The following is a 25,105-nucleotide window of genomic DNA, read 5'->3' on the forward strand; positions in this document are numbered from 1 at the left end:
CTTTTCATCACATAATGCGATGAAAAGGTGTCATTAATCATTTGAACTTTGCATGGATATAGGGTAGATGGTTCAATCATTAAATACTAAAATTGATTTGACAGTGAAAGCAACCGCATTTACAGGCTTATCTGAATACGGCAATATAATAATTGGTAACAAAGCCTTTGAGTTTTATCATCAACAAGATCCACGCAAATATATCCAAATACCATGGAATGAAGTTGACTATGTGATTGCTTCTGTATTATTAGGTGGTAGATGGATTCCTCGTTATTCAATACAAACAAAAAAAAATGGTACATATACCTTTGCATCTAAAGAGCCCAAGAAGGTATTAAAAGCCATTCGAGTTTATGTTGACGGGCAAAAAATGGTCCGGTCACTTGGCTTTTTTGATGTTTTAAAGAGAGCTTTTTTTCACAAAAAGAACAAAAAATGAAAATCACTATTTTGTTATATTTATCGATTTTCACTTAAATTAAATGAATTATAGTTGGTATCATTTTTATCCATCCTTTTTTAAGTTAGTTTAAGTCCACCAATATAGCCTCCATCATCAACAAACAACCATTGCGCTTTTTGCCAAAAAGAGTATAATCCTATGGCTTTGATTTTGTCCGTGTTGGACAAAAAGAAGATTATTTTTTAACTTAAGAGGATGTTATGGTAACTATTCGTTTAGCTCGTGGTGGCTCTAAAAAGCGCCCTTTTTATCAAGTAGTTGTTACCGATAGCCGTAGCCCACGTGATGGTCGTTTTATTGAGCGCGTTGGTTTTTTTAATCCAATTGCACAAGGTAAAGCAGAGGAATTACGTTTAGATCTTGATCGCGTAAATCATTGGGTTGGTTTAGGTGCAACTGTTTCTGATCGTGTTAATGCACTAATTAAACAAGCGCAAAAAGCTGCTTAATTTAGTAATTGATAATCACTGTAATGATGAATACTGAGAATCTTATTGTTGTTGGTAAACTTGGTTCAAGCTACGGCATTCGCGGATGGCTCAGAATTTTTTCGTTTACAGAATTCCCAGATAGCATTTTTGATTACACACCTTGGTATATTCAGCGTGCTGGACAATGGCAAGAGGTAATTGTAGAGAGCTTTAAACCGCATAATCATGATATGATTGTGAAACTTAAAGGCATTGATGATCGTGATCAAGCCATTGCATTAACCAATATTGAAGTGTTTGTTGATGCAGAAAAATTACCTGCACTTAGCAATGGTGATTTTTATTGGAAGGATCTCATTGGTTGCCGAGTTAAAACAGTTAATAACTATGATTTAGGACAGGTAACTGATTTGATGGAAACCGGATCTAACGATGTATTAGTGGTTAAAGCAAATCTAAAAGATGCATTTGGCGCAACAGAACGTTTAATCCCTTTTGTTGATAATCAATTTATAAAACAAGTTGATTTAACAGCAAAAATGATTGTGGTCGATTGGGATCCTGCTTTTTAATTGGTAAGGTAAAACTATGTGGATTGGCGTAATCAGCCTTTTTCCCGAAATGTTTCAAGCCATTACCTGTTATGGCGTAACTGGTCGAGCCGTTAAAAATGGACTGTTAACAGTAGAATATTGGAACCCTCGCGATTTTGCGCATGATAAGCATAAGACTGTCGATGATAGGCCTTATGGTGGTGGTCCCGGCATGTTAATGATGGTTCAACCACTTAAAGATGCAATTCATGCGGCAAAAACAGTTGCAGGTAACAATACAAAAGTAATCTATCTTTCCCCACAAGGGCGCAAATTAGACCAACAAGGTGTTTGCGAATTGTCACAAAATCAAAATTTAATTTTGATTTGTGGACGATACGAAGGTATAGATGAACGCGTTATTCAAACCGAAATTGACGAAGAATGGTCAATTGGGGATTACGTGTTAAGTGGTGGTGAAATACCAGCGATGACCATGATTGATGCATTAGCAAGGTTTATTCCTGGCGTGCTAAATCACCAATCATCGGCAAAAGAAGACTCTTTTGCTAACGGTTTACTTGACTGTCCACACTATACTCGGCCTGAGGTGTTAGATGGAATGGCGGTACCTGACGTATTAATGTCTGGTAACCATGAAGCGATTCGTCGTTGGAGATTAAAACAATCACTAGGACGAACTTGGTTAAGAAGAGAAGATCTTCTTGCAAATCTAGCTCTGACTGATGAAGAGCAATGTTTACTCACTGAATTCCAACAAGAATACGGTGACAAACTAAGCAATTAATATTTCAGTATAACTAGTAAGAGATAATATTATGAAAAATGCAATTATTCAGCAATTAGAACAAGAACAAATGAAAAAAGACATCCCGTCTTTTCGCCCAGGTGACACGGTTGAAGTAAAAGTATGGGTTGTTGAAGGTAATAAAAAACGTCTTCAAGCTTATGAAGGTGTTGTTATTGGCATTCGTAATCGTGGTTTGCACTCTGCATTTACAGTGCGTAAGATTTCGAATGGAGAAGGTGTTGAACGAGTATTCCAAACTCACTCACCAATTGTTGATTCAATTACTGTGAAACGTCGCGGTCAAGTACGTCAAGCTAAACTTTACTACTTACGTGAACTTCGTGGTAAAGCGGCTCGCATTAAAGAGCGCCTTAACTAATTTTTTATTGGTTGATATTTAAAACCAGATAAAGGTGGTCACCTCGATGGTGACCGTTTTTATGTCTAAAAGAAATTATTTATGTTAATTTTAATTAGTTAGAAAATTAAAAGTAGTTTTATTCAAAAGGGAATGCTATGGGTAACTATCTTATTGATATTCTTGCCACAACAGTTAAATTATTTGCATTAATGACTCCTCCAGCAGTTTTAAGTGCATTTTTGAGCGGTACTAAGCAATATGATGAATTATTAAGGCGCAAAACAGCGCTAAAAACCTCATATGCTGTATTTATCATTGGTATTGTACTGTTTTTCTTTGGCAATACTATGTTTAGTGTTTTTGGCTTTACTCTAGATGCATTCCGCATAGGCTCTGGTGCATTACTTTTTATCACAGCGGTTTCACTAATGAATGATTCTCCTGAAAAAAACAAAATTAGTAGTGATGAAGATATCAGTGTGGTACCTCTTGCAATTCCACTTTGTATGGGACCCGCTTCTATTGGTACTATCATTGTTATGGGAACAAGTTCAGTAGGCTTTGCTGCCAATATGGTTGGTGCCGTCTCTTTATTCATTGCTTCTTCAGGAATTTATGCAATGCTGTTATGCGCAAAAAGCATTGCAAAAGTATTAAAAAATACAGGTATTGCAATTTTATCGAAACTGACCGGGCTATTAATATCAGCTATAGCCGCACAAGTTGTCTTTACCGGAATATCTGCTTTTATAAAATAACCTAGCATGACTTTTATAATTTCTTCAAACTGCTATATAAAATAGATAAAATACATGTTTTAAATGTCTTAGATCTGATTTAATTCAGAATAGTATGTAATTACCATTAGGTAATCACATACTTAATTGACTAAGTATGTTCATCACTAATCTAATTTAGTAGTTATTGTGAAGTTTACGGTTTTTATAGAAAAAGTAAGTCAGTAAAATGATTATGACTAAGATAACTTCAGATAATAAAATAAAGTGACCCGATTCGCCAAACCATACTCCAACAATAATCACAACATTAGCAATAATTGAAATTGCAGCTAACCAAGGAAATAACGGAGATTTAAATTTAATCATCTCTTTGGAATATTTACCATTAATCACACCTTTTCGGAATTGATACTGGCACCAAGCAATAATGATCCAAGCAAAACAACCTACTTGCCCTGTGGCTGCAACTAAATAAAGATAAAGTTTTTCAGCAGCAATATACTTCGATAATAACGATACTGATGCAATACTTGAAATAAATAAAATTCCTTTTGTTGGTACTCCTCGCCTATTTACTTTTGAAAAATACTTAGGAGCTAAATTATCCTGAGCCATAGACCATAACATCCTTGAGCTTGCATAGATTGCAGAATTAGCCGCAGATATTGCTGCACAAAAAATCACAAACAACATTGCATATGAAGCAAATTTAATACCTGCGCGGTTAAATACCCAGACAAAGGGGCTAATCTCACCATGTATTGTTCCATAGGGATAAACAAACGCTAATACTGCAATCGATAAGACATAAAACAATATAATTCTAAAAGCAACACCTGTAATAATTTTCGGTAAAACTGCCTGTGGTGACTCAGCTTCACCTGCTGCACTACCAATTAATTCAACACCTTGAAAAGAATAAGTCACAATAGTCATACAAACCAATATGGCTGAAAAACCATTGGGAAACCAACCATTTTCTGTTTTTAACGTAGGTAAAACCTGTGTATCAACATATTGATGATAAAGCAGATAAATACCTGTTCCTATAAACGCAATAATTGCAAAGACTTTAATGGTTGAAAACCAGTATTCACTTTCACCAAAAGCTCGTACTGAGGTTAAGTGTACTAAGGTTAAAATAACAAGAATTAATAAGCTAAAAAGATAGATAGGAATTGAATTAAAAAAATGATAAGCAATCATCGCAGCAGCCGTTAAATCTGCAGCCATAGACAGCACCCAGCTTAACCAATATAACCAACCAATGGTATAGCTCCAAATTGGATTCGGTATAAACATTAATGCATAATGTTGAAAAGAACCAGCATGAGGAAAGGCACACGATAATTCACTTAAACATAGCATGGTTGAAAGCATAATACTACCAGCTAACAAATAAGCAATAATAGTGCCTAGCGGTCCAACATCGCTAAGAGGTGCTGCAATACCAATAAATAGTCCTGTACCAATTGAACCACCTAAAGAGATCATTAAAAGATGGCGATTCTTTAAATTCTTCTTTAAACTACTAGTACTAGGATAGGAACTTCCTTGATATTCTGATGTTACCATGTAAACCACCTAGTCAGGAATAAAAGCTGCTGGAAACCAGCAGCAACATGAATACATGAATGAATTAATAAATAAACCGTTTGTCTACGCCACTCGCTTGGCACGCCATAAGTAAAGCAGTATAATCAAGTTCAAAACCAATCACATCACCAACTCGTAATGTATTAGGAACATCCTCAATATCAACAATAGTATGATCACTCGTTTGCCCTAAAATAGTAATACTATCACTAATAGGAGTACAGTTTTCAGCAGGTACATCTTGACGGCCAAAAGCAAGTAGTGCCCGTTTACGAGTTCCATGATCAATAAATGTCTTACTATTCAAGAAAGCATCAACACCTAATTCTCCAACAGGAACGGTTGGTTTACTATTAAGTTCAATGATTTGTGCATATAATTTATAGATATTACTGCATGCTTTACCAACAGGCTTATTGGAATGATGAAATTCATCAAGATATTTCATTTCAACATATTCAATACCAAACTCATGTAACCCACCAATTCTTATGTGATTTAACCCTTCTGGCCAAATATTTTTATCTAACAAATGATAGCTGGTACAATTTCCTGCCGATAGATATCGTACTTTAATACTACAAGTTTGCTCTACTTTACGTGCTATATGTAAAAAATCCACCCCATTTTTAACCGTCGGTAATACCGTACCATAGCAATTAAAATTGGTTCCAAGTCCATAAAGTTCAATTCCTGGTAAAGCAAGGATTAATTTTACCATATCAATAATTTCATCAATATTTTCAAACCAAATACCTTCTCGTAAATCTCCCATATCTACCATCAACAAAACTTGATGAACTTTTTGTTGCTTAACAGCTTCATCAGAAAGTGATTGAATAACTTGCTTTTCGCTATTTAGGCTAATATCCGCGTATTTAACCACATCACTAATTTCACTTAAACAAGGACTACGTAATAAGCATGTTTTACAATTTAAAGCATCTTTCAATTTTTTTAAATTGTAAGTTCTTGATTCGGCAATCACATCAATACCACCATCAAGAACAGCTTTTGCTGTTTCAATACAGCCATCAAAAACTTTATTAACAGCCATTACATCAATACCGTGTTTGGCTAAAATAGTTTTTTCAACACGAGCATTTTCTTTTAATTTACATAAATCGATTTCCAATATAGGTTTGTACATATTTACTCCTCTATATTTTACTGTTGTTGCAAATGATTACGTCTTTGAGCTCGATGATAGATCCATTCAGCCAATACAATAGCAAGCACTGCACCACCAACAATTTTAGCGATATACTCAACATATCCACCCATATCAATTTGGGCTGGGGGAATAAATACTAATATCACTGCGAACAATGTAGATAGAAACCCTAAAGCCGGTAAAATAATCGGAAGGACTTTCCCAGGAATTTTAAAGCTACGCGGTACATCGGGTTGAGCAATGCGTAAACGATAATATGCAATAAACATCACTAAGTAAGGGATGAAGTAACAAATTGTAGTTAACGCTGTTAACATCCAATACGCAGCAGCTATACTTGGTGAAACGAATGTTGAAAAACAAAGTACCGTTACGATAATAGCTTGAACAGTTAATGCAAAAGCAGGGGTTTGATATACTGGGTGTAAATGGCCAATGCGCTCACCCAGCAAATTATCTTCTTTTGATGCTTCTTGTAACATATAGATAGGACCAACTAGCCATGAGTTAATTTGTCCTAATGCGCCAAAAAATAAACAGATTGCCATAACAGGAAGCAACCAAGGCATATGTAACTCTTTTGCAGCCGCTTCCATTGCTTGCATAACACCCGCTACGATATCAGTATCGGCTGCGGGTAATAAAGTATTAATAGCCCATGTTCCGACCATATAAATACCAACAATTACCACTGCTGAAACCAACATTGCTTTTGGAAAGTCTCGTTGTGGATCTCGTGTACGCCCTGCAATCATTGGAGCCACCTCAAGGCCAGCAAATGCGAACATCATGCTAGATAGGAAAACAATAGTATCCCAACTGCTTAAATCTGGCATCCAATCACTGAAATGACTGTAATTAGTTGCCATTGGATGATCTGTAAATAACCAAACAATAGCAAGTAATATGATAATAGCTGCTGGGATAAATACACCGAGCCATGCACTCACACTATTGATAATTTTAGTCCATTGCATGCCGCGAATATTCATCAGCGTTAGAATCCAAAATACCACCATAGATCCTACTCCAATAAACACCTCATTTTGGGCTAATTCGGCACTAAACATATATCCAATTGCAGTAAAACCAAATTGCAACATTAACGGGAAGAAGAGCACACAAGAAAACAAGAAACAAACAACTACTATCCAGCCAATACGTTTACCAAAAGCTTCTTTTACCCAAACAAAGATTCCACCATCTTTTGGCCAGCCTGTTGAAAGCTCACCACAAACCATTGCTAATGGAAAAAATAGACAAAATGCAGCGATGAGCCAAAGTATCATTGCAGATGCCCCATAAGGAGCAACATTCGGGATTTGACGCAAGCTGAGTATCGCAATGACATTCATAAACACAATGTCTTTAATACCAAGCAAGCTTGAATCTTTAGAATCACTCATAGTAACCTCACATTATAATATCTGGAGCCTAAAAAATCTCCAGATAGTTCATGATTAATATACGTCGTATCCAACCATATCTTCGTAAGTGTCTTCTCGTCTAATCAACCTATCCTTGTCTTTTTTATCTATCATCACAACAGCGGTACGAGGGCGATTGTTATAAACTGTTTGGCTTTCAATGGTATAAGCACCAGCATCCAAGAAAACCACAATATCACCAATCTGTGTATCTTTTGGCATTAAGAACTCTTCGCCTTTTACACCAACATGGTAATAATCACCGCCATCACATAAAGGACCAGCTAATTTAACATATTCATCATGTGCTTCATTGATTTTTGAAGCATTATAAACATAGAAAAACCAATCGAAATGTTGACTATCAGAAAGCACACTATAGCCAGCATCCACAAATTTCCATTCAACATGCTCTTCAATATTGCCGTCTAAATCATAGTTAGTTTTACGTTTTTCACAGGCTATTTCGGTTACAAGCACGCCAGCTGATCCAGTTACTTTACGACCTGGTTCAATACAAATTTCAACATCAGTACGCCATTTGTGTACTTCATTAATAACGGCATCAGCAAATTCTTGTGCAGTAATTCCCGCATACATGTTATCTTGCAATGGATCGCCATTCTCTTCGTCATACTTATATGGAACAGGAATACCACCACCTACGTTGATTAAATCAAATTTAATGTCAAGCACTTCTTCTAAACGGCGTGATTCATCAACTAATACTTTAGTTGCTTTAGCAAAAGGTTCTGATTCTGGAACCTGATCACCAACATGCATATGTAAACCACGTAAATGCACATAAGGCATTTCAATAATACGACGACAAGTCTCTTCCGCTTGCTCTAGATCAATGCCAGATTTAGCATGATACGCTGTTACCAATTCTGCGTGGGTTGCTGATGGAACATTTGGCTCAACACGCACACAAACATTTGCCACTTTTTTCAAGCGCCTTGAAATTTCATCAATAATATCAAGTTCATATAAACTATCCACATTGATAATATACAGATCATTTTCGATAGCATACTCTAAGTCCACCGGTTTTTTCACTACCCCATTGAACACAATTTGGCTGCCACTAAAACCAATTTCCAAGCATTTGCGCACTTCAAACATTGAGTTCGCTTCGGCATAAATTCCTGCATCTTTAATTGCTTTAAGAACGCCCATTACTGAACAAGTTTTTGATGCATAGAAAATTTTAGTATTTGAATGAGCCTTAAATGCCTGTTTAATTTCTTGTACATTACGGTCAATTTCCTTTTCAGAAAAAACATAAAAAGGGGTTGGATATTTTTTTGCTAATTCTTCTAAATTAACGCCCTCAAAACATAATTTACCGTTTTGAGCACTAAAACGTCGATCTTTCATTATAAGATCTTTACGTAATTTATTGTAATTAGAAATAATTTTGTCGGACATATGACCTCCAGTTAATTAATACATAAAAACTACATAAGAAAACAATCAAAAATAGCTTATTGCATCCAATGCAATTGATAGATCAATTTGAAAAATATAATAATTAAATAAATAGGTAAAACATTTCTGATAAAAATATTTGTCATTAAATAAAACAGACTACTATGACAAACATTCATTAATTTTATTAAAGATGATAGAAAGGCATTTAATAAAAGAACACGTTTTAGCAAACAATCCAAATTTCATAATGTACTAATATTATGATAGTCAATCTTGAATAATTACAATCTTTGGAAATATTTAAATTTTTTTGGTTTAACACATTGGCAAAGCCATTATCGATAAGGTGTAAATATACTATTACAACAGAAAAGCGTGACCTTAATTGCTATCTTAAAGATAAGACCATAGGAAATAATAGTAGCTAAAGTTTAACCTAATTTAAAAAAAGAAGATAGTATTTTGTAGTGATGATTGTCAAAAGATAATATCATCTCTAATTATCAAATTATCGACTACTTACTCACCATTTATCCTCTTTACAATTTCAATAAAGAAATAATCAATATAATAAAATTAAATCACAACTTATCAATAGCAAATTTATTAATTAAAAATCCTCAGTACAAGCAAAAGCACTGCTCCAAGCCCATTGAAAGTTGTAACCTCCTAGCCAGCCTGACACATCGACAACTTCACCAATAAAATAAAGGTTGGGGTGTGTTTTAACTGCCATAGTTTTGGATGACAACGCATCAGTACTTACACCACCAAGAGTCACCTCAGCAGTACGATAACCTTCTGTCCCATTTGGAATAATACGCCAATGTGTTAACACATTATACAAGTCTTGCTGTTGTTTAAGATTAAGTTGCTTAACTGTTATATCATTTATCAAATTGATCTGTATTAACACTTCAATAAGCCTTTTAGGTAAAATCTGTGCTAAGCAGTTTTTTATCGTTTGATTACGATTTTGCTCTAATAATGGTTTAAACGATGATTCGAATGTAAAATCAGGTAATAAATTAATAGTAATTGGCTCACCAGCCTGCCAATAGCTCGATATCTGCAAAATAGCAGGCCCAGAAATCCCTCGATGAGTAAACAATAAATTTTCTTTAAAACTAATTCTTTCATTAGAAACTTCAACAGCAACGGCAATACCTGACAAGGTTGATAACACATCAAGTAAAGGTTTATGCAACGTAAGTGGTACTAGTCCCGCTTTTACTGGCACTATAGGAATATCAAATTTTTCAGCAATTTTATAACCAATTGAAGTCATACCAAGAGCTGGCATAGATAGACCTCCCGTTGCGATAATAAGTTTCCCAGTATCAATAATACCTTGAGAAGTATGTAATTTAAATCCTATTCCATCACTGCTAATATCTTCAACCTGAGTCTGCATCATAAAATTAACATGCCCTTTCTTGCTCTCGTTTAATAGCATATCAACAATATCTTGCGCTGAATTATCACAAAATAATTGGCCATGATCTTTTTCATGGTAAGCAATACCATAGTGATTTACTAATTGGATAAAATCCCATTGTGTATATCGTTTCAATGCGGATTTACAAAAGTGTGGATTTTCAGAAATATAATTACTTGGCTCGACAGTAAGATTAGTAAAATTGCAATTACCACCACCAGACATTAAGATTTTACGACCTAATTTTTTACCATTATCAATTACTGTAACTTCATAACCTTTTTGTCCCAGTAAGCCTGCACAAAAAAGCCCAGCAGCACCAGCACCTACAATCGTAATTTTAGTTTGCATTATTAATACTTCAAAAATTAAAAGATAACAAATTATAACAGTATACAATTATCACTCATAGCCATTGGACGGAACAGAATTGGTATACTGAAATAAATGCTTTCCTGAAACTTTTCAATAAGAAAAAGAATTCATACTTAATATATTTATGCTAATTGTTGAATGCGTAGTTTCAACTTATAAAAAATCATAAAGATATATACTACTATTAGATTCATTAATAACCCCAATATAAATTATTAGAAAATTGACTTATAAGTAATATTTATTTGACCAAAAAAGTTTTTTTAATTAACGTCACATTTAATATGGGATTAAAGCCTATACCTTCTTATAAAAGCGATGAATTAGAGGCAATGATATGTTATATAACCAGCATCATGAAAAAGATAACTGTGGATTTGGTTTAATTGCTCACATTGAAGGACAACCAAGTCATAAAGTGGTGCGTACTGCAATTCACGGACTTGCCAGAATGCAACACCGTGGTGCCATTTTATCAGACGGTAAAACTGGCGATGGCTGTGGACTTTTATTACAAAAACCCGATCGATTTTTTAGATTAGTGGCACAAGATGCGGGCTGGCGTTTAGCAAGTAATTATGCTGTTGGTATGTTGTTTTTGAGCCAAAATGAAAAAGAAGCTCAAATTAGCCGTGATATTGTCGAAGAAGAATTAACCAATGAAACCTTATCAATTCTAGGTTGGCGTGAAGTACCAATTGATAAAAGCGTACTTGGTGAAATTGCCCTATCCTCATTACCAAAAATTGAACAAGTATTTGTCAATGCGCCCGCTGGGTGGACAAAAATTGATTTAGAACGTCGCCTATATATGGTACGCCGTCGAATTGAAAAACGGGTACAAGACGATACATTTTACGTTTGTAGCTTCTCAAATCAGGTCAATATCTATAAAGGCTTATGTATGCCTAAAGATTTACCTCGATTCTATCTAGATTTGGCTGACATCCGAATGGAAACAGCAATTTGTTTATTTCATCAACGTTTTTCAACCAATACTGTTCCTCGTTGGCCATTAGCGCAACCTTTTCGGCATTTAGCTCATAATGGTGAAATAAACACTATTGAAGGTAATAGACAATGGGCACAAGCACGTTCCTATAAATTTAAAACGCCACTCATTCCGGACTTACAAGATGCGGCACCTTTTGTTAATGTCACAGGTTCTGATTCAAGTTCATTAGATAACATGCTTGAGCTATTTCTTGTAGGAGGAATGGATATTGTACGAGCTATGCGCTTATTGGTTCCACCTGCATGGCAAAATAATCCTGACATGAACGAAGATCTGCGTGCTTTTTTCGACTTCAACTCAATGCATATGGAACCTTGGGATGGTCCTGCCGGTATTGTAATGTCTGACGGTCGTTATGCCGCATGTAACTTAGACCGTAACGGATTACGTCCTGCACGTTATGTAATAACGACAGACAAACTCATTACCTGTGCATCCGAAATCGGTATTTGGGATTATCAACCAGACGAAGTCGTCACTAAAGGACGCGTTGGTCCAGGTGAATTGTTAGTTATCGATACTGAAGAAGGTCGCATTTTACAATCGTCTGAAACAGACAACGATTTACAAAAACGTCACCCATATAAAGAATGGATGGAAAAAAATGTTAAAAGACTGATCCCTTTTGAAAACCTACCTGATGATAACATTGGCTCTCGATATTATGACGATATCTTGCTAGCAACTTATCAAAAACAATTTGGTTATAGTGCTGAAGAGCTAGACCAATGTATTCGAGTGCTAGGTGAAAACGGTCAAGAAGCCACTGGCTCAATGGGCGATGACACACCATTTGCGGTACTATCAACAAGGCCTCGCTCAATTTATGATTATTTTCGTCAAAAATTTGCTCAGGTAACAAATCCCCCTATCGACCCACTACGCGAATCACACGTTATGTCACTTTCAACCAGTATTGGTCGTGAAATGAATGTGTTTGCCGAAGCAGAAGGTCAGGCGCATCGTGTTGCGTTCAAATCCCCAGTTTTGGTCTATTCAGATTTTAAACAATTAACAGCATTAGAATCCCGTTATTACAAATCAGAAGCCTTAGATATCACTTATGAAATCGATGGTAGCCTGCGCGATGCCATTGAACAATTATGCGGTGATGCTGAAGCAAAAGTTCGCAATGGCACAGTATTATTGATTTTATCAGATAAAAATATAGCGCCTGATCGCTTACCAATTCCTGCGCCTATGGCTGTTGGAGCTGTTCAGCAACGCTTAGTTGAAAAAAACTTACGTTGCGATGCTAATATCATTGTCGAAACCGCAAGCTGCCGTGATCCACATCAATTTGCGGTACTTCTTGGTTTTGGTGCAACCGCAATTTATCCTTATTTAGCCTACGAAATTTTAGGCCAAATGGTCGATAATAGCACAATAAACAAATCTTACCGTGAAGCCATTCTTAATTATCGTAATGGAATTAACAAAGGCTTATATAAAATTATGTCAAAAATGGGCATTTCAACTGTCGCCTCTTACCGCTGTTCAAAACTATTTGAAGCAGTTGGTTTAAATAAAGAGGTTGTTGAACTTTGTTTCCAAGGAGTTACTAGCCGTATTAATGGTGCCAATTTTGATGATTTTGCACAAGACCAATTCAACTTATCGAAAAGTGCATGGCTGAAAAGAAAACCATTAGAACAAGGAGGGTTACTTAAATATGTTCATGGTGGTGAATATCATGCTTATAATCCTGATGTAGTACAGTCACTACAAAAAGCGGTCAATAATGGCAATTATGAAGATTACAAACGTTATGTCGATATCGTCAACAACCGCCCTATTGCCACCTTGCGTGATTTATTAAAGCTCAATCCACCTGAAAACGCAGCTATTCCACTTGATCAAGTTGAACCGGAAGAATCACTGTTCAAACGCTTTGACTCGGCAGCCATGTCAATTGGTGCGCTAAGCCCTGAAGCACATGAATCCCTTGCCGAAGCAATGAACACGCTTGGTGGTTTTTCAAATTCAGGCGAAGGCGGTGAAGATCCTGCTCGCTACAACACCATAAAAGTATCACGCATAAAACAAGTTGCATCAGGTCGTTTTGGTGTAACACCAAGTTACTTAATGAGTGCCGATGTTATTCAAATCAAAGTAGCACAAGGAGCAAAACCAGGTGAAGGTGGTCAGTTACCTGGCGACAAAGTCACACCATATATTGCTAAATTGCGCTTTTCTGTACCGGGTGTCACACTTATTTCACCACCACCTCATCACGACATTTACTCGATTGAGGATTTAGCACAATTAATATTTGACCTAAAACAAATTAACCCTAACGCCATGATTTCGGTTAAATTAGTATCAGAGCCAGGCGTTGGCACAATCGCAACGGGAGTTGCTAAAGCCTATGCCGACTTAATTACCATTTCAGGCTATGATGGTGGAACAGGCGCCAGCCCATTGACTTCAGTCAAATATGCTGGTTCCCCTTGGGAATTAGGGTTGGTTGAAACTCAGCAATCATTAGTCGCCAATGGGTTACGTCACAAAATACGTTTACAAGTAGACGGTGGTTTAAAAACAGGAACTGATATTGTCAAAGCAGCTATTTTAGGTGCTGAGAGTTTTGGATTTGGAACAGGACCAATGGTTGCCTTAGGTTGTAAATATCTGCGTATTTGCCACCTTAATAACTGTGCAACGGGTGTTGCAACCCAAGACGAAAAACTGCGTAGCGAACATTATCATGGCCTGCCAGAAAAAGCGATAAACTATTTCCGCTTTATTGCGCGTAACACGCGAGAAATTATGGCCGAGCTAGGTGTCAGTCGTATCGTCGATTTGATAGGACGCACCGATCTGTTATTAGAACTTGATGGCATCACGGCAAAACAACAAAAACTTGACCTATCAGGACTGCTTGAAACAGCAAAACCTATTGATGGCAAACCAGTTTATTGTATTGAAGACAATAAACCATTTGATAAAGGTGTGCTAAATAAAGAGATCATCACACAAGCACAACAATTTGTTGATAATCGCCAAAGCCAAAGCCTCTATTTTGATATACAAAATACCGATCGATCTGTAGGTACTAGATTATCTGGTTATATTGCTAAAAAATATGGTGACCAAGGTCTTGTTGCTGATCCTATTTCGCTTAACTTTAACGGCACTGCGGGTCAAAGTTTTGGTGTTTGGAACGCTGGCGGAGTGGACTTAACACTCACAGGCGATGCCAATGATTATGTTGGTAAAGGCATGGCTGGTGGCCGTATTGTGATTCGACCACCGCAAGGCTCAGCATTTTTAAGCCATGAAGCAACCATTGCAGGTAATACCTGCTTATATGGTGCAACTGGAGGAAAACTCTTTGCAGCTGGACGTGCTGGAGAACGATTTGCGGTACGCAATTCTGGTGCAATTAGTGTTGTTGAAGGCATTGGTGACAATGGCTGTGAATATATGACAGGTGGTATTGTCTGCGTATTAGGCAAAACAGGAGTTAACTTTGGTGCTGGTATGACAGGTGGTTTTGCTTATATTTTAGATACTGACGGCGAACTGCACAATCGTATTAATAAAGAACTAGTTGAAATGTTAAATGTAGCAGATTACGCCATTCACGAAGAACACCTTCGAGGTCTAATTATGGAACATGCTCAACTTACCCATTCATCACGAGCGGAAGAAATTTTGGCAAATTGGAAAGATTATTCTAAACAATTTGTATTAGTTAAACCAAAATCAAGTGATGTAACAGCGCTACTTGGGCACCGCAGTCGCTCATCAGCAGAACTGCGTATTCAGGCACAATAAGGAGAACACGAAAATGAGCCAAAATGTTTATCAGTTTATCGATTTACAACGTGTTGATCCGCCTAAAAAATCGTTAAACATCCGTAAAATTGAATTTGTTGAAATTTATGAAGGATTTTCTGCTCCACAATCACAAGCGCAGGCTGATCGTTGCCTTGCTTGCGGCAACCCATATTGTGAATGGAAATGCCCTGTGCATAACTATATTCCCAATTGGTTAAAACTGGTTAACGAAGGCAAAATATTAGAAGCGGTTGAACTTTCACACCAAACTAACAGTCTGCCAGAAGTTTGTGGTCGCGTCTGCCCGCAAGATCGCCTTTGTGAAGGCTCTTGTACCTTAAATGCCGAATTTGGTGCTGTCACCATTGGCAATATTGAACGCTATATTACTGACGAAGCCTTCAAAATGGGCTGGAAGCCAAATCTCAATAATGTTGAACAAATAGGCTTAAAAGTTGCGGTTATTGGTGCTGGTCCTGCTGGCCTTGCTTGTGCGGATGTCTTAGTCCGCAATGGCGTAACGCCAGTTGTATTTGATCGTCACCCTGAAATTGGTGGACTACTCACCTTTGGCATCCCAGCGTTTAAACTTGATAAAGAAGTATTAATCAACCGAAGACATATTTTTACTGAAATGGGCATTGAGTTCCGTTTAAATACTGAGGTCGGTAAAACGGTGCAATTAGCCGACTTAATCAACGAATTTGATGCTGTTTTTGTGGGGACTGGAACTTATCAATCAATGCGAGCAGGTCTTCAAAACGAAGATGCCAACGGCGTTTATGATGCCTTACCATTTTTAATTGCCAACACTAAACACATAATGAAACATGCGCAAACCCAAGATACCCCTTACATTGACATGAAAAACAAACGTGTTGTGGTATTAGGTGGTGGTGATACTGCAATGGACTGTATACGAACATCTATTCGTCAAGGTGCAACTGAAGTTACTTGTGCTTATCGCCGAGACGAAGCCAACATGCCGGGCTCAAAACGAGAAGTCAAAAATGCCAAAGAGGAAGGTGCAAAATTTCAATTTAATGTCCAACCATTAAGCATAGAAATTAATAACAGTGGACAAGTAACAGGCATAAAAATGGTTCGAACAGAACTAGGCGAGCCAGATGCAAAAGGACGACGCTCGCCAGTAATTATCGAAGGTTCTGAATTTATTCTTCCTGCCGATGCAGTAATCATGGCTTTTGGATTCAAACCACATGCCATGCCTTGGCTTGCTCAGCATGGTGTCGAATTTGACCCACAAGGCAAAATCATCGCACCCGAAGCTAACAGCTACCAAACCACCAATCCAAAAATCTTTGCAGGTGGCGATGCTGTCCGTGGCTCTGATCTAGTTGTCACTGCCATTAGCGAAGGTCGCAAAGCGGCTGAAGGCATTTTAGATTACTTAGAAGTATAATAAGAAATTTAGGTTAAATTAAAAATAAACTCCATTCAATATTGAATGAGGTTTATTTTTTCACAATATTTTTATCTATAAAAAATGATAAATTTCATCTAACATAATTCGAGTAAACATGGAGCGACTTGACTAGCTTTGATTGTCAATATTGGACCAATTTAATCTTTTATTTCAATAAAATGCATTAAAACTCAAAATGCTATAAACTTATCGTAATTGATTTCTTATCAACAAATAGTGCTTAATTTTATATTATTATAAATAAACAATCTGTGAACCTTCTTCAGGATGTTGGATCGCCTCTGCAAACCCTTCTAAGAAAAATGCGAGATGATCTGCTTCATCCCCTAAAAGGCGCCCTTTTACTTTATTCCATGTTAATAACACAATAGTTGCTTGAGGTTCACAGCTAATTAACATCGGTTGTTCAAGTTCTTCATTCCAATAAAATTCACCACCATATAATTTTTGGGCAGTCAGTAATAAGTAGCAACCATATTCTTGAGCTATCATATTAAGCTGTTCTTCAGAGATACTAAAGTTTTTCTCAGCTAACTCACCAATAATCATTTCAACAACAGATATACTTTTTTCTGAGTAATCAAGCTGGTTAATGCTCCAGGTTGGGCTGTTTAATATAGCATTTTGTGCCCATGCTTCGATCTCTTGATATAATTCATTTTTTTGTTCAGTCATTTTTATTCACTTCGCTATTGAGTTTAATCTGTTCTAATTGCTTAACACTTTGCCACGCGTCTTCCATTTGTTCAAGCGTTGCATCAATTAAAGATAAGTTTTTTTGTTTGAGTATCGATTCTACTTGTTGAAATCGTCGGGTAAATTTTTTATTGGCTTGCTGTAAACAGAGTTCTGATTTAACCTTTAAATGCCTAGCTAAATTGACGGTCGCAAACAATAAATCACCAAGTTCTTCCTCAATTTTTTGTGGATCTTGTTTGTTTTGTTCAAGCTCTTGCTCAACTTCATCAATTTCCTCTTTTACCTTATCAAGCACAGGTTTTATATCATGCCAATCAAAACCAACCGAGGCACAGCGCTTTTGAATTTTTTCTGCTTGCATTAACGCTGGTATTGCTTGGGGAATATCATCAAGCAATGAGTATTGTGCTTTTTTGTCTCTTTCTTTTTGTTTAAGCTGTTCCCAGTTAGCTTTTTCGGTCTTATTCTCAGCAAAAATATGAGGATGACGATAAACTAATTTATCTGAAACTGATAAGCAAACCTCATCAAAATCAAAACTTCCTTGCTCTTGGGCTAAATCAGCATAAAAAACAATATGAAAGAGCAAATCACCAAGTTCTTTTTTTAACTCATCCATATCTTGTTTATCAATTGCATCAAGTATCTCGTACGTTTCCTCTAATGTATATGATTTTAAAGACTCAAAAGTTTGAACTCGATCCCATTGGCAACCATTAATTGGGTCGCGGAGTTGTTTGATAACCGCTTTTAAGCGTTGTAATGCTTTCAAAATCTTTCTCTTAAATTAATCATTCATTGATGCTATTGTAAAGGTTTCATTTTAAAATAGTTATTATTTTAAACATTAATCCCAATATATTTAGAATAATATTCTTAATTATTTGATTAAAATAATAATAAAAATTACTAAAATATACCTTATTAAGGAATTTCTAGCCGACAAACACAAATTAAGTATATAATATCCCTCTATTAAATTAACGTTATTAAATAATATGAATAATTTACGTGAGCTTACGTTAAGAGGTACCATTCTTGGCGCTCTTATTACTGTTATTTTTACTGCATCGAATGTTTATCTTGGTTTAAAAGTCGGATTAACGTTCTCATCTGCCATTCCTGCTGCAGTAATTTCAATGGCGATATTGAAGATGTTTTCCGGATCTACTATTTTGGAAAATAACATGGTACAAACCCAAGCATCAGCAGCAGGTACATTATCTTCAATTATTTTTGTGCTTCCTGGGTTGTTAATGATTGGTTACTGGCAAAATTTTCCATTTTGGCTAACTTTTTCTATATGTGCCGCAGGAGGAATGCTTGGAGTTTTATTCTCCATTCCATTGCGCCATGTCATGGTTGTTAAAAGTGATTTACCTTATCCTGAAGGTGTCGCGGCTGCTGAAATTTTAAAAGCAGGTTCCAAAACCAATAATAATGAAACTAACGATGGACTAAAAGATATTTTATTTGGTGGTGTTATTGCTTCTGTTGTTACTCTATTTACTAATGGTTTTCGTGTGTTATCTGAAAGCATTGCGTGCTGGTTTTCGGTTGGCAAATCTATATTTCAACTTCCTATGGGGTTCTCATTAGCTTTGATGAGCTCTGGTTATTTGATAGGAATTATGTCTGGTATCGCTATTTTAATTGGTACCATTATTGCTTGGGGGGTTGGTATCCCAATTTTAAGCACAATAGGTGATTATGATACTACTGAGCCTTTATCCAAAATTGCAATGGGATATTGGGCTAAAGATATACGTTTTATTGGTGCAGGTACAATTGCTATTGCTGCAGTTTGGACACTAATTACGTTAATTAAACCAATGATAGAAGGGTTGAAAATTTCGTTTAAAACTATGCGTTCAGATGTATCAGTAAACGATATAGCTCCAACTGAACGAGACTTATCACCAAAAACTATTTTCTTAATCATGGGTGGTATGGTCGTTATTTTACTAGTAACTTTCTATTCATTTATTGCCGAGAGTGGTTTATCGTCAGGCTTAGCTTGGATTTTAGTTTTTAGCGCTGTATTATTTGCCTTTATTATGGGATTTTTAGTGGCTGCTGCTTGTGGCTATATGGCAGGACTTGTTGGATCATCATCTAGCCCTATATCTGGAATTGCAATTGTTGCAGTGGTTGTCATTTCATTGATATTATTAGGTTTAGGTGAAACTAATGGTATGCTAGCTTCTATTGAAGGCTCTAATTTTGCCACCGCACTCGCACTTTTTACTACCAGTACTGTGTTGGCAGTGGCTTGTATTTCGAATGATAATTTACAAGATCTAAAAACCGGCTATTTAGTCAAGGCCACACCCTGGAAACAGCAAGTGGCATTATTAATTGGCTGTATTGTTGGTGCGACAGTCATTGCACCTATTTTAGAAATTTTATATAACGCTTATGGTTTTACTGGTGCTTTACCTCGTTCTGGTATGGATACAACCCAAGTTTTGGCTGCGCCACAAGCGACGCTTATGACCACAATTGCCAAAGGCATATTTGCACATCAATTGGACTGGACTATGATTTTAATAGGGCTTGCATTAGGCGCTGTTATTATCGTTATTGACTCAATTCTTGCCAAAAATCACTCTAGCTTTCGCATACCGGCACTAGCTGTTGGTTTAGGTATTTATTTACCGCCAAGCATTAATACACCGATTTTAATCGGTACTATATTATCATGGATAATTAAACGCAATGCTTACAAAAAAGCCAAAGAGCAAAATTTAGATCCAGAAAAAGAGTATAAAAAAGTGGATCGCAAAGCAGCACTAATTGCATCAGGATTAATTGTCGGTGAAAGTTTAGTAGGCGTTTTATTAGCAATGGTGATAGTTATTAGCATATCCAATAGTGGGAATGATGCACCGCTAGCAATATCTGCTAACTTAGGCATGCTTCCCGAATTTTTGGGACTCTTTGTGTTTATTGCCATCTGTACTCTTTTTGTTCGCCGAGCTTTATCGGCAATTAAAAAATAGTCAGTCTTATTGAATAATTAAATTTAAGCCCTTTTCTTTTTAACAAAGGGCTTTTTATTTTAATGAATTGTTTTATAACATTCCTATTGTAGGTGATTAAAACAATTTTTATTAACTTATTTTATTTTGAGCAATAGATATAAATATCATGATAGTTTTTGATTCGATCCAAGTCCGCCGAGGCTTTAACCTGCTGTTAGATAATGCGTCAACAACTATTAATCCGCAACAAAAAGTTGGATTAGTGGGCAAAAATGGCTGTGGAAAATCAACTCTTTTTTCACTGATTAAAGGTGAAATTCAAGCTGATGCAGGCACATTGAGTGTTCCATCTTACTGGCAACTGGCTTGGGTCAATCAAGAAACACCTGCCTTGGATATTCCTGCCATTGAATATGCGATTGATGGCGATCGTGAATATCGTCAATTAGAAAAGCAGTTAAATATTGCCAATGAGCAAAATAATGGTCAGCAAATTGCACTTATTCATGAAAAGCTTGATACCATTAATGCATGGACAATTCATGCTCGAGCCGCAATATTATTACATGGTTTAGGTTTTTCTAATGAACAATTAATGTTGCCAGTTAAATCCTATTCTGGTGGTTGGCGGATGCGATTAAATTTGGCTCAGGCATTAATGTGTCGTTCTGATTTATTATTGCTTGATGAACCAACCAATCACCTTGATTTAGATGCTGTCATTTGGCTTGAAAAATGGCTAAGCAACTATCAAGGAACATTAATTTTAATTTCGCACGATCGTGATTTTTTAGATCCTTTAGTCAATAAAATTATCCATATTGAACAAAAAAGCTTATTTGAATATACCGGTAACTACTCTTCATTTGAGATTCAACGATCTACAAAGCTAGCACAACAACAGTCTCTTTATGAAAGCCAACAACTAAAAGTTGCACACTTGCAAAATTATATTGATCGTTTTAGAGCCAAAGCAACAAAAGCTAAACAGGCGCAAAGCCGTATAAAAATGTTAGAAAAAATGGAACTGATTGCACCAGCGCATGTCGATAATCCATTTCATTTTAATTTTAAACCATCAGAATTCTTACCAAGTCCTTTGTTAATGATGGACAAAGTCGTAGCGGGTTATGATGATAAAATTATACTAGAAAAAATTAAGCTTAATTTAGTTCCTGGTTCACGTATTGGTCTATTAGGACGCAATGGTGCAGGTAAATCAACACTGATTAAATTACTAGCTGGTGAACTTGCACCTAAAGAAGGCCATATTAATCTTGCTAAAGGTGTTCAATTAGGCTATTTTGCTCAACATCAATTAGAATATCTACGCCCTGATGAATCACCACTTTGGCATTTAACGCAACTTGCTGAACCGAAAAATACAGAGCAAGAACTGCGTAATTATTTGGGTGGATTTGATTTTCAAGGTGATAAAGTTACCGATCCTGTTAAAAATTTCTCGGGTGGTGAAAAAGCACGCCTTGTTTTAGCTTTAATTGTATGGCAAAAACCGAATCTTCTTTTATTAGACGAACCAACCAACCATTTAGACTTAGATATGCGACAGGCTCTAACTGAGGCATTGATTGATTTTGATGGTGCTTTAGTGGTAGTTTCGCATGATCGCCATTTGCTGCGTTCGACTACCGATGAATTCTATTTAGTCCATGATCATAAAGTGGAACCATTTGATGGCGATCTTGATGATTATCAAAAATGGTTAGCTGAGTCACAAAAAAATGATAATCAATCTAATGACGAAATCAATTCAGCCAAAAAAGAAAGTTCTCACAATACTTCAGCTCAGGATCGTAAAGAGCAAAAACGCAAGCAAGCAGAATTACGTGCACAAATGCAACCAATAAAAAAACAGTTACAAAAAGAAGAACAGATGCTTGATAAGTTAACCAGCCTATTAAAATTTATTGAAGAAAAATTGTCTGATCCTACAATCTATGAAGTGAACAAGAAAACAGAACTCACAGCTTTATTACTAAAACAAAGCCAACTTAAAAATCAATTAGAAGAGACGGAGTTGCAATGGCTAGATTTGCAACAACAGCTAGAGGCCTTTAATTTGGATCAATAACAATTAATTTTATTAAAAAGTTTCCGGTAACACTACATTTTAGTATAAAACAATTATAAGATTCTTTTAGTATTAAATTATTTACACAAATAGTTATTACATGAAACATCAATATAAAAAACCACAAGATAAAATCCTGTGGTTTTCTAAAACATACTACTAAATTATTAAAAATCTATATTAAAAGATTAGCTTTTTTCAACTTGGCTAAAATCAAGCTCAACAGGGGTTGAACGGCCAAAAATTGATACCGAAACCTTTAAGCGATTCTTTTCATAATCAACCTCTTCCACTACGCCATTAAAGTCGGCAAATGGACCATCATTGACTCGAACAAGTTCACCTGGCTCAAATAGCGTTTTAGGGCGCGGCTTATCACCGACTTGCTGTAGACGGTTCATAATTGCATCAACCTCACGCTGACTAATTGGAGCTGGTCTATCGGAAGTACCACCAATAAAGCCCATGGTTCTTGGCACACTTTTTACTAAATGCCAAGTTGCATCATTCATCATCATTTGAACTAACACATAACCAGGAAAAAATTTACGCTCACTCTTACGTCGTTGTCCACCTTTCATTTCAACAACTTCTTCGGTTGGTACTAATACTTCACCGAAAGCATCTTCCATGTTATGTAATTTAATATATTCACGTAATGATTGTGCGACACGCGCTTCGTAGCCTGAATATGCTTGAATAACATACCATCGTTTTTGTTGTGTTTCACTCATATTAACGTCCTATTGATGTTAAATAAAAGACGATCCAACGGAATAAATTATCTATCCCCCACAGGGCTAAGCCAACAATAACAGTAACGGCTATAATTAGTAAAGTTGTCTGTGTTGCTTCTTTACGAGTAGGCCATACTACTTTTCTTAATTCTTTTCTCGATTCTTGTAAAAACACAAGAAATATCTTACCCTTACTTGTGGTAAGAGCAATAAATAAAGTTAAAAGTGAAATCACTGCAACTGCAATAATACGAATGGACGTATTCGGGTTATATATATTATTGTATCCAGCAAAATAAAAATTTCCCCAGACAATAAAAGCAATCAATACTAGAACTAAACCCCATTTGAATTTATCTAGAATCGTATTTGTAGCTTGACTCTCATTACTTACCATCATATAAAACCTATGAGTATGTTATTTATAATAATATCCATTTTCCAAAATGCTCTTTTCATAAAAGCATTTTGCTAAACAGATAGATAAGAAAGGGCATCGTAAGATACCCTTTCTATTAACTATTAAATTTCCTACTTATTTAATAACCTTAGCTACAACACCAGCACCAACAGTACGGCCACCTTCACGAATAGCAAAACGTAAACCTTCTGCCATCGCAATTGGGTGAATTAATGATACTGTCATTTTAATATTATCACCTGGCATTACCATTTCTACGCCTTCTGGTAATTCAATAGTACCAGTTACGTCAGTTGTACGGAAATAAAACTGTGGACGGTAACCTTTGAAGAATGGAGTATGACGACCACCTTCATCTTTACTTAAAATATATACTTCTGATTCAAAATCAGTATGCGGTGTAATTGAACCTGGTTTTGCTAATACTTGACCACGTTCGATCTCTTCACGTTTTGTTCCACGTAATAAAATACCTACGTTTTCACCTGCACGACCTTCGTCTAGTAATTTACGGAACATTTCAACACCAGTACAAGTCGTTTTTGTCGTTGGTTTGATACCAACAATTTCAACTTCTTCGTTGACTTTGATTACACCACTTTCTACACGACCTGTTACCACTGTACCACGACCTGAAATTGAGAATACGTCTTCAATTGGTAATAAGAATGGTTTGTCAACATCACGTTTTGGTTCTGGAATGTAACTATCTAATGCTTCTGCTAATTCAACAATTTTGTCTTCCCATGCAGCATCGCCTTCTAACGCTTTTAGCGCTGAACCACGAATCACTGGTGTATCATCACCTGGGAAATCATATTGAGATAGAAGCTCACGTACTTCCATTTCAACTAATTCTAATAGTTCTTCATCGTCAACCATATCACATTTGTTTAAGAATACGATAATGTAAGGAACACCTACTTGACGACCTAAAAGAATATGTTCACGAGTTTGTGGCATAGGACCATCAGTTGCTGCTACTACTAAAATAGCACCATCCATTTGAGCTGCACCTGTGATCATGTTTTTAACATAGTCAGCATGGCCTGGGCAGTCTACGTGTGCGTAGTGACGAGTTGGTGTGTCGTATTCAACGTGTGAAGTATTGATGGTGATACCACGTGCTTTTTCTTCTGGT

General features: G+C 36.3%; 20 protein-coding genes. 10 read left to right on the plus strand and 10 right to left on the minus strand.

The window, feature by feature from the left end; genetic code table 11:
* Positions 1-67 precede the first annotated feature (67 nt).
* The 6 genes from A9G34_RS09450 (at position 68) to A9G34_RS09475 (ending at position 3,360) form a co-directional block, all read left to right on the plus strand.
* A complete protein-coding gene (locus A9G34_RS09450; protein WP_034946779.1) occupies positions 68-442 on the plus strand; it encodes a DUF956 family protein in 375 nt (124 codons plus the stop codon).
* A 224-nt stretch (positions 443-666) separates the two neighbouring features.
* A complete protein-coding gene (gene rpsP / locus A9G34_RS09455) occupies positions 667-915 on the plus strand; it encodes a 30S ribosomal protein S16 (protein WP_034946782.1) in 249 nt (82 codons plus the stop codon).
* 26 nt (positions 916-941) lie between these two features.
* The gene (gene rimM, locus A9G34_RS09460) at positions 942-1,469 is read left to right on the plus strand and encodes a ribosome maturation factor RimM (RefSeq protein WP_065569556.1); all 528 of its coding nucleotides are present in this window, start codon (positions 942-944) and stop codon (positions 1,467-1,469) included.
* A 16-nt stretch (positions 1,470-1,485) separates the two neighbouring features.
* Entirely contained in the window at positions 1,486-2,238 is a 753-nt protein-coding gene (trmD, locus tag A9G34_RS09465) for a tRNA (guanosine(37)-N1)-methyltransferase TrmD (protein ID WP_034946787.1), read from the plus strand.
* Positions 2,239-2,269: 31 nt separating this feature from the next.
* A complete protein-coding gene (gene rplS / locus A9G34_RS09470) occupies positions 2,270-2,620 on the plus strand; it encodes a 50S ribosomal protein L19 (protein ID WP_034913735.1) in 351 nt (116 codons plus the stop codon).
* A gap of 137 nt (positions 2,621-2,757) precedes the next feature.
* The gene (locus A9G34_RS09475; RefSeq protein ID WP_034946789.1) at positions 2,758-3,360 is read left to right on the plus strand and encodes a MarC family protein; all 603 of its coding nucleotides are present in this window, start codon (positions 2,758-2,760) and stop codon (positions 3,358-3,360) included.
* Between the two features lie 156 nt (positions 3,361-3,516).
* On the opposite strand, the gene A9G34_RS09480 is transcribed toward A9G34_RS09475, so the two are convergent.
* The 5 genes from A9G34_RS09480 to A9G34_RS09500 form a co-directional block, all read right to left on the minus strand.
* On the minus strand, positions 3,517-4,917 hold the full coding sequence (locus A9G34_RS09480; protein ID WP_065569557.1) for an amino acid permease: 1,401 nt from the start codon (positions 4,915-4,917) through the stop codon (positions 3,517-3,519).
* Positions 4,918-4,981: 64 nt separating this feature from the next.
* Complete coding sequence (locus A9G34_RS09485) at positions 4,982-6,088, minus strand: alanine/ornithine racemase family PLP-dependent enzyme (protein ID WP_065569558.1); 1,107 nt, start codon at positions 6,086-6,088, stop codon at positions 4,982-4,984.
* Between the two features lie 17 nt (positions 6,089-6,105).
* Complete coding sequence (locus A9G34_RS09490; protein ID WP_034946802.1) at positions 6,106-7,518, minus strand: APC family permease; 1,413 nt, start codon at positions 7,516-7,518, stop codon at positions 6,106-6,108.
* A gap of 54 nt (positions 7,519-7,572) precedes the next feature.
* The gene (lysA, locus tag A9G34_RS09495; RefSeq protein ID WP_034946805.1) at positions 7,573-8,970 is read right to left on the minus strand and encodes a diaminopimelate decarboxylase; all 1,398 of its coding nucleotides are present in this window, start codon (positions 8,968-8,970) and stop codon (positions 7,573-7,575) included.
* Between the two features lie 613 nt (positions 8,971-9,583).
* Complete coding sequence (locus tag A9G34_RS09500; RefSeq protein WP_065569559.1) at positions 9,584-10,762, minus strand: NAD(P)/FAD-dependent oxidoreductase; 1,179 nt, start codon at positions 10,760-10,762, stop codon at positions 9,584-9,586.
* A gap of 361 nt (positions 10,763-11,123) precedes the next feature.
* Here A9G34_RS09500 and gltB point away from each other — a divergent pair, with 361 nt between their 5' ends.
* Positions 11,124-15,581, plus strand: coding sequence for a glutamate synthase large subunit (gene gltB, locus A9G34_RS09505; RefSeq protein WP_065569560.1), 4,458 nt, complete (start codon positions 11,124-11,126; stop codon positions 15,579-15,581).
* Positions 15,582-15,594: 13 nt separating this feature from the next.
* The gene (locus A9G34_RS09510; RefSeq protein WP_065569561.1) at positions 15,595-17,007 is read left to right on the plus strand and encodes an FAD-dependent oxidoreductase; all 1,413 of its coding nucleotides are present in this window, start codon (positions 15,595-15,597) and stop codon (positions 17,005-17,007) included.
* A gap of 258 nt (positions 17,008-17,265) precedes the next feature.
* Here A9G34_RS09510 and A9G34_RS09515 read toward each other — a convergent pair whose 3' ends face one another.
* Both A9G34_RS09515 and mazG read right to left on the minus strand, forming a co-directional pair.
* Complete coding sequence (locus A9G34_RS09515; RefSeq protein ID WP_065569562.1) at positions 17,266-17,706, minus strand: hypothetical protein; 441 nt, start codon at positions 17,704-17,706, stop codon at positions 17,266-17,268.
* A complete protein-coding gene (gene mazG, locus A9G34_RS09520) occupies positions 17,699-18,502 on the minus strand; it encodes a nucleoside triphosphate pyrophosphohydrolase (protein WP_065569563.1) in 804 nt (267 codons plus the stop codon). Before mazG ends, A9G34_RS09515 begins: the two co-directional genes overlap by 8 nt.
* A gap of 226 nt (positions 18,503-18,728) precedes the next feature.
* On the opposite strand from mazG, the gene A9G34_RS09525 reads away from it, so the two are divergent.
* A complete protein-coding gene (locus tag A9G34_RS09525) occupies positions 18,729-20,732 on the plus strand; it encodes an OPT family oligopeptide transporter (RefSeq protein ID WP_065569564.1) in 2,004 nt (667 codons plus the stop codon).
* Positions 20,733-20,880: 148 nt separating this feature from the next.
* Positions 20,881-22,806, plus strand: coding sequence for an ABC transporter ATP-binding protein (locus tag A9G34_RS09530; RefSeq protein ID WP_065569565.1), 1,926 nt, complete (start codon positions 20,881-20,883; stop codon positions 22,804-22,806).
* 188 nt (positions 22,807-22,994) lie between these two features.
* Here A9G34_RS09530 and nusG read toward each other — a convergent pair whose 3' ends face one another.
* The 3 genes from nusG to tuf form a co-directional block, all read right to left on the minus strand.
* Complete coding sequence (gene nusG, locus A9G34_RS09535; protein WP_034946827.1) at positions 22,995-23,540, minus strand: transcription termination/antitermination protein NusG; 546 nt, start codon at positions 23,538-23,540, stop codon at positions 22,995-22,997.
* 1 nt (position 23,541) lies between these two features.
* Positions 23,542-23,943 carry a preprotein translocase subunit SecE gene (gene secE, locus A9G34_RS09540; RefSeq protein ID WP_065569566.1) on the minus strand — a complete coding sequence of 134 codons (402 nt, stop codon included), beginning with the start codon at positions 23,941-23,943 and terminating at the stop codon, positions 23,542-23,544.
* Positions 23,944-24,078: 135 nt separating this feature from the next.
* Positions 24,079-25,105, minus strand: a 1,027-nt coding sequence (gene tuf / locus A9G34_RS09545; RefSeq protein ID WP_065568844.1) for an elongation factor Tu, incomplete at its 5' end; no start/stop codon positions are given.

Source organism: Gilliamella sp. Choc4-2, from assembly GCF_001690355.1.
Taxonomy (GTDB): Bacteria; Pseudomonadota; Gammaproteobacteria; order Enterobacterales; family Orbaceae; genus Gilliamella; species Gilliamella apicola_A.

What these genes read in the sequence shown, in the direction of transcription:
- A9G34_RS09485 (WP_065569558.1), bottom strand. Translation starts at nt 6,088, where the DNA reads ATGTACAAACCTATATTGGAAATCGATTTATGTAAATTAAAAGAAAAT.
- A9G34_RS09450 (WP_034946779.1), top strand. Translation starts at nt 68, where the DNA reads ATGGTTCAATCATTAAATACTAAAATTGATTTGACAGTGAAAGCAACC.
- nusG (WP_034946827.1), bottom strand. Translation starts at nt 23,540, where the DNA reads ATGAGTGAAACACAACAAAAACGATGGTATGTTATTCAAGCATATTCA.
- secE (WP_065569566.1), bottom strand. Translation starts at nt 23,943, where the DNA reads ATGATGGTAAGTAATGAGAGTCAAGCTACAAATACGATTCTAGATAAA.
- rimM (WP_065569556.1), top strand. Translation starts at nt 942, where the DNA reads ATGAATACTGAGAATCTTATTGTTGTTGGTAAACTTGGTTCAAGCTAC.
- gltB (WP_065569560.1), top strand. Translation starts at nt 11,124, where the DNA reads ATGTTATATAACCAGCATCATGAAAAAGATAACTGTGGATTTGGTTTA.
- A9G34_RS09525 (WP_065569564.1), top strand. Translation starts at nt 18,729, where the DNA reads ATGAATAATTTACGTGAGCTTACGTTAAGAGGTACCATTCTTGGCGCT.
- lysA (WP_034946805.1), bottom strand. Translation starts at nt 8,970, where the DNA reads ATGTCCGACAAAATTATTTCTAATTACAATAAATTACGTAAAGATCTT.
- A9G34_RS09480 (WP_065569557.1), bottom strand. Translation starts at nt 4,917, where the DNA reads ATGGTAACATCAGAATATCAAGGAAGTTCCTATCCTAGTACTAGTAGT.
- A9G34_RS09510 (WP_065569561.1), top strand. Translation starts at nt 15,595, where the DNA reads ATGAGCCAAAATGTTTATCAGTTTATCGATTTACAACGTGTTGATCCG.
- A9G34_RS09500 (WP_065569559.1), bottom strand. Translation starts at nt 10,762, where the DNA reads ATGCAAACTAAAATTACGATTGTAGGTGCTGGTGCTGCTGGGCTTTTT.
- A9G34_RS09530 (WP_065569565.1), top strand. Translation starts at nt 20,881, where the DNA reads ATGATAGTTTTTGATTCGATCCAAGTCCGCCGAGGCTTTAACCTGCTG.
- A9G34_RS09490 (WP_034946802.1), bottom strand. Translation starts at nt 7,518, where the DNA reads ATGAGTGATTCTAAAGATTCAAGCTTGCTTGGTATTAAAGACATTGTG.
- A9G34_RS09475 (WP_034946789.1), top strand. Translation starts at nt 2,758, where the DNA reads ATGGGTAACTATCTTATTGATATTCTTGCCACAACAGTTAAATTATTT.
- A9G34_RS09515 (WP_065569562.1), bottom strand. Translation starts at nt 17,706, where the DNA reads ATGACTGAACAAAAAAATGAATTATATCAAGAGATCGAAGCATGGGCA.
- rplS (WP_034913735.1), top strand. Translation starts at nt 2,270, where the DNA reads ATGAAAAATGCAATTATTCAGCAATTAGAACAAGAACAAATGAAAAAA.
- trmD (WP_034946787.1), top strand. Translation starts at nt 1,486, where the DNA reads ATGTGGATTGGCGTAATCAGCCTTTTTCCCGAAATGTTTCAAGCCATT.
- rpsP (WP_034946782.1), top strand. Translation starts at nt 667, where the DNA reads ATGGTAACTATTCGTTTAGCTCGTGGTGGCTCTAAAAAGCGCCCTTTT.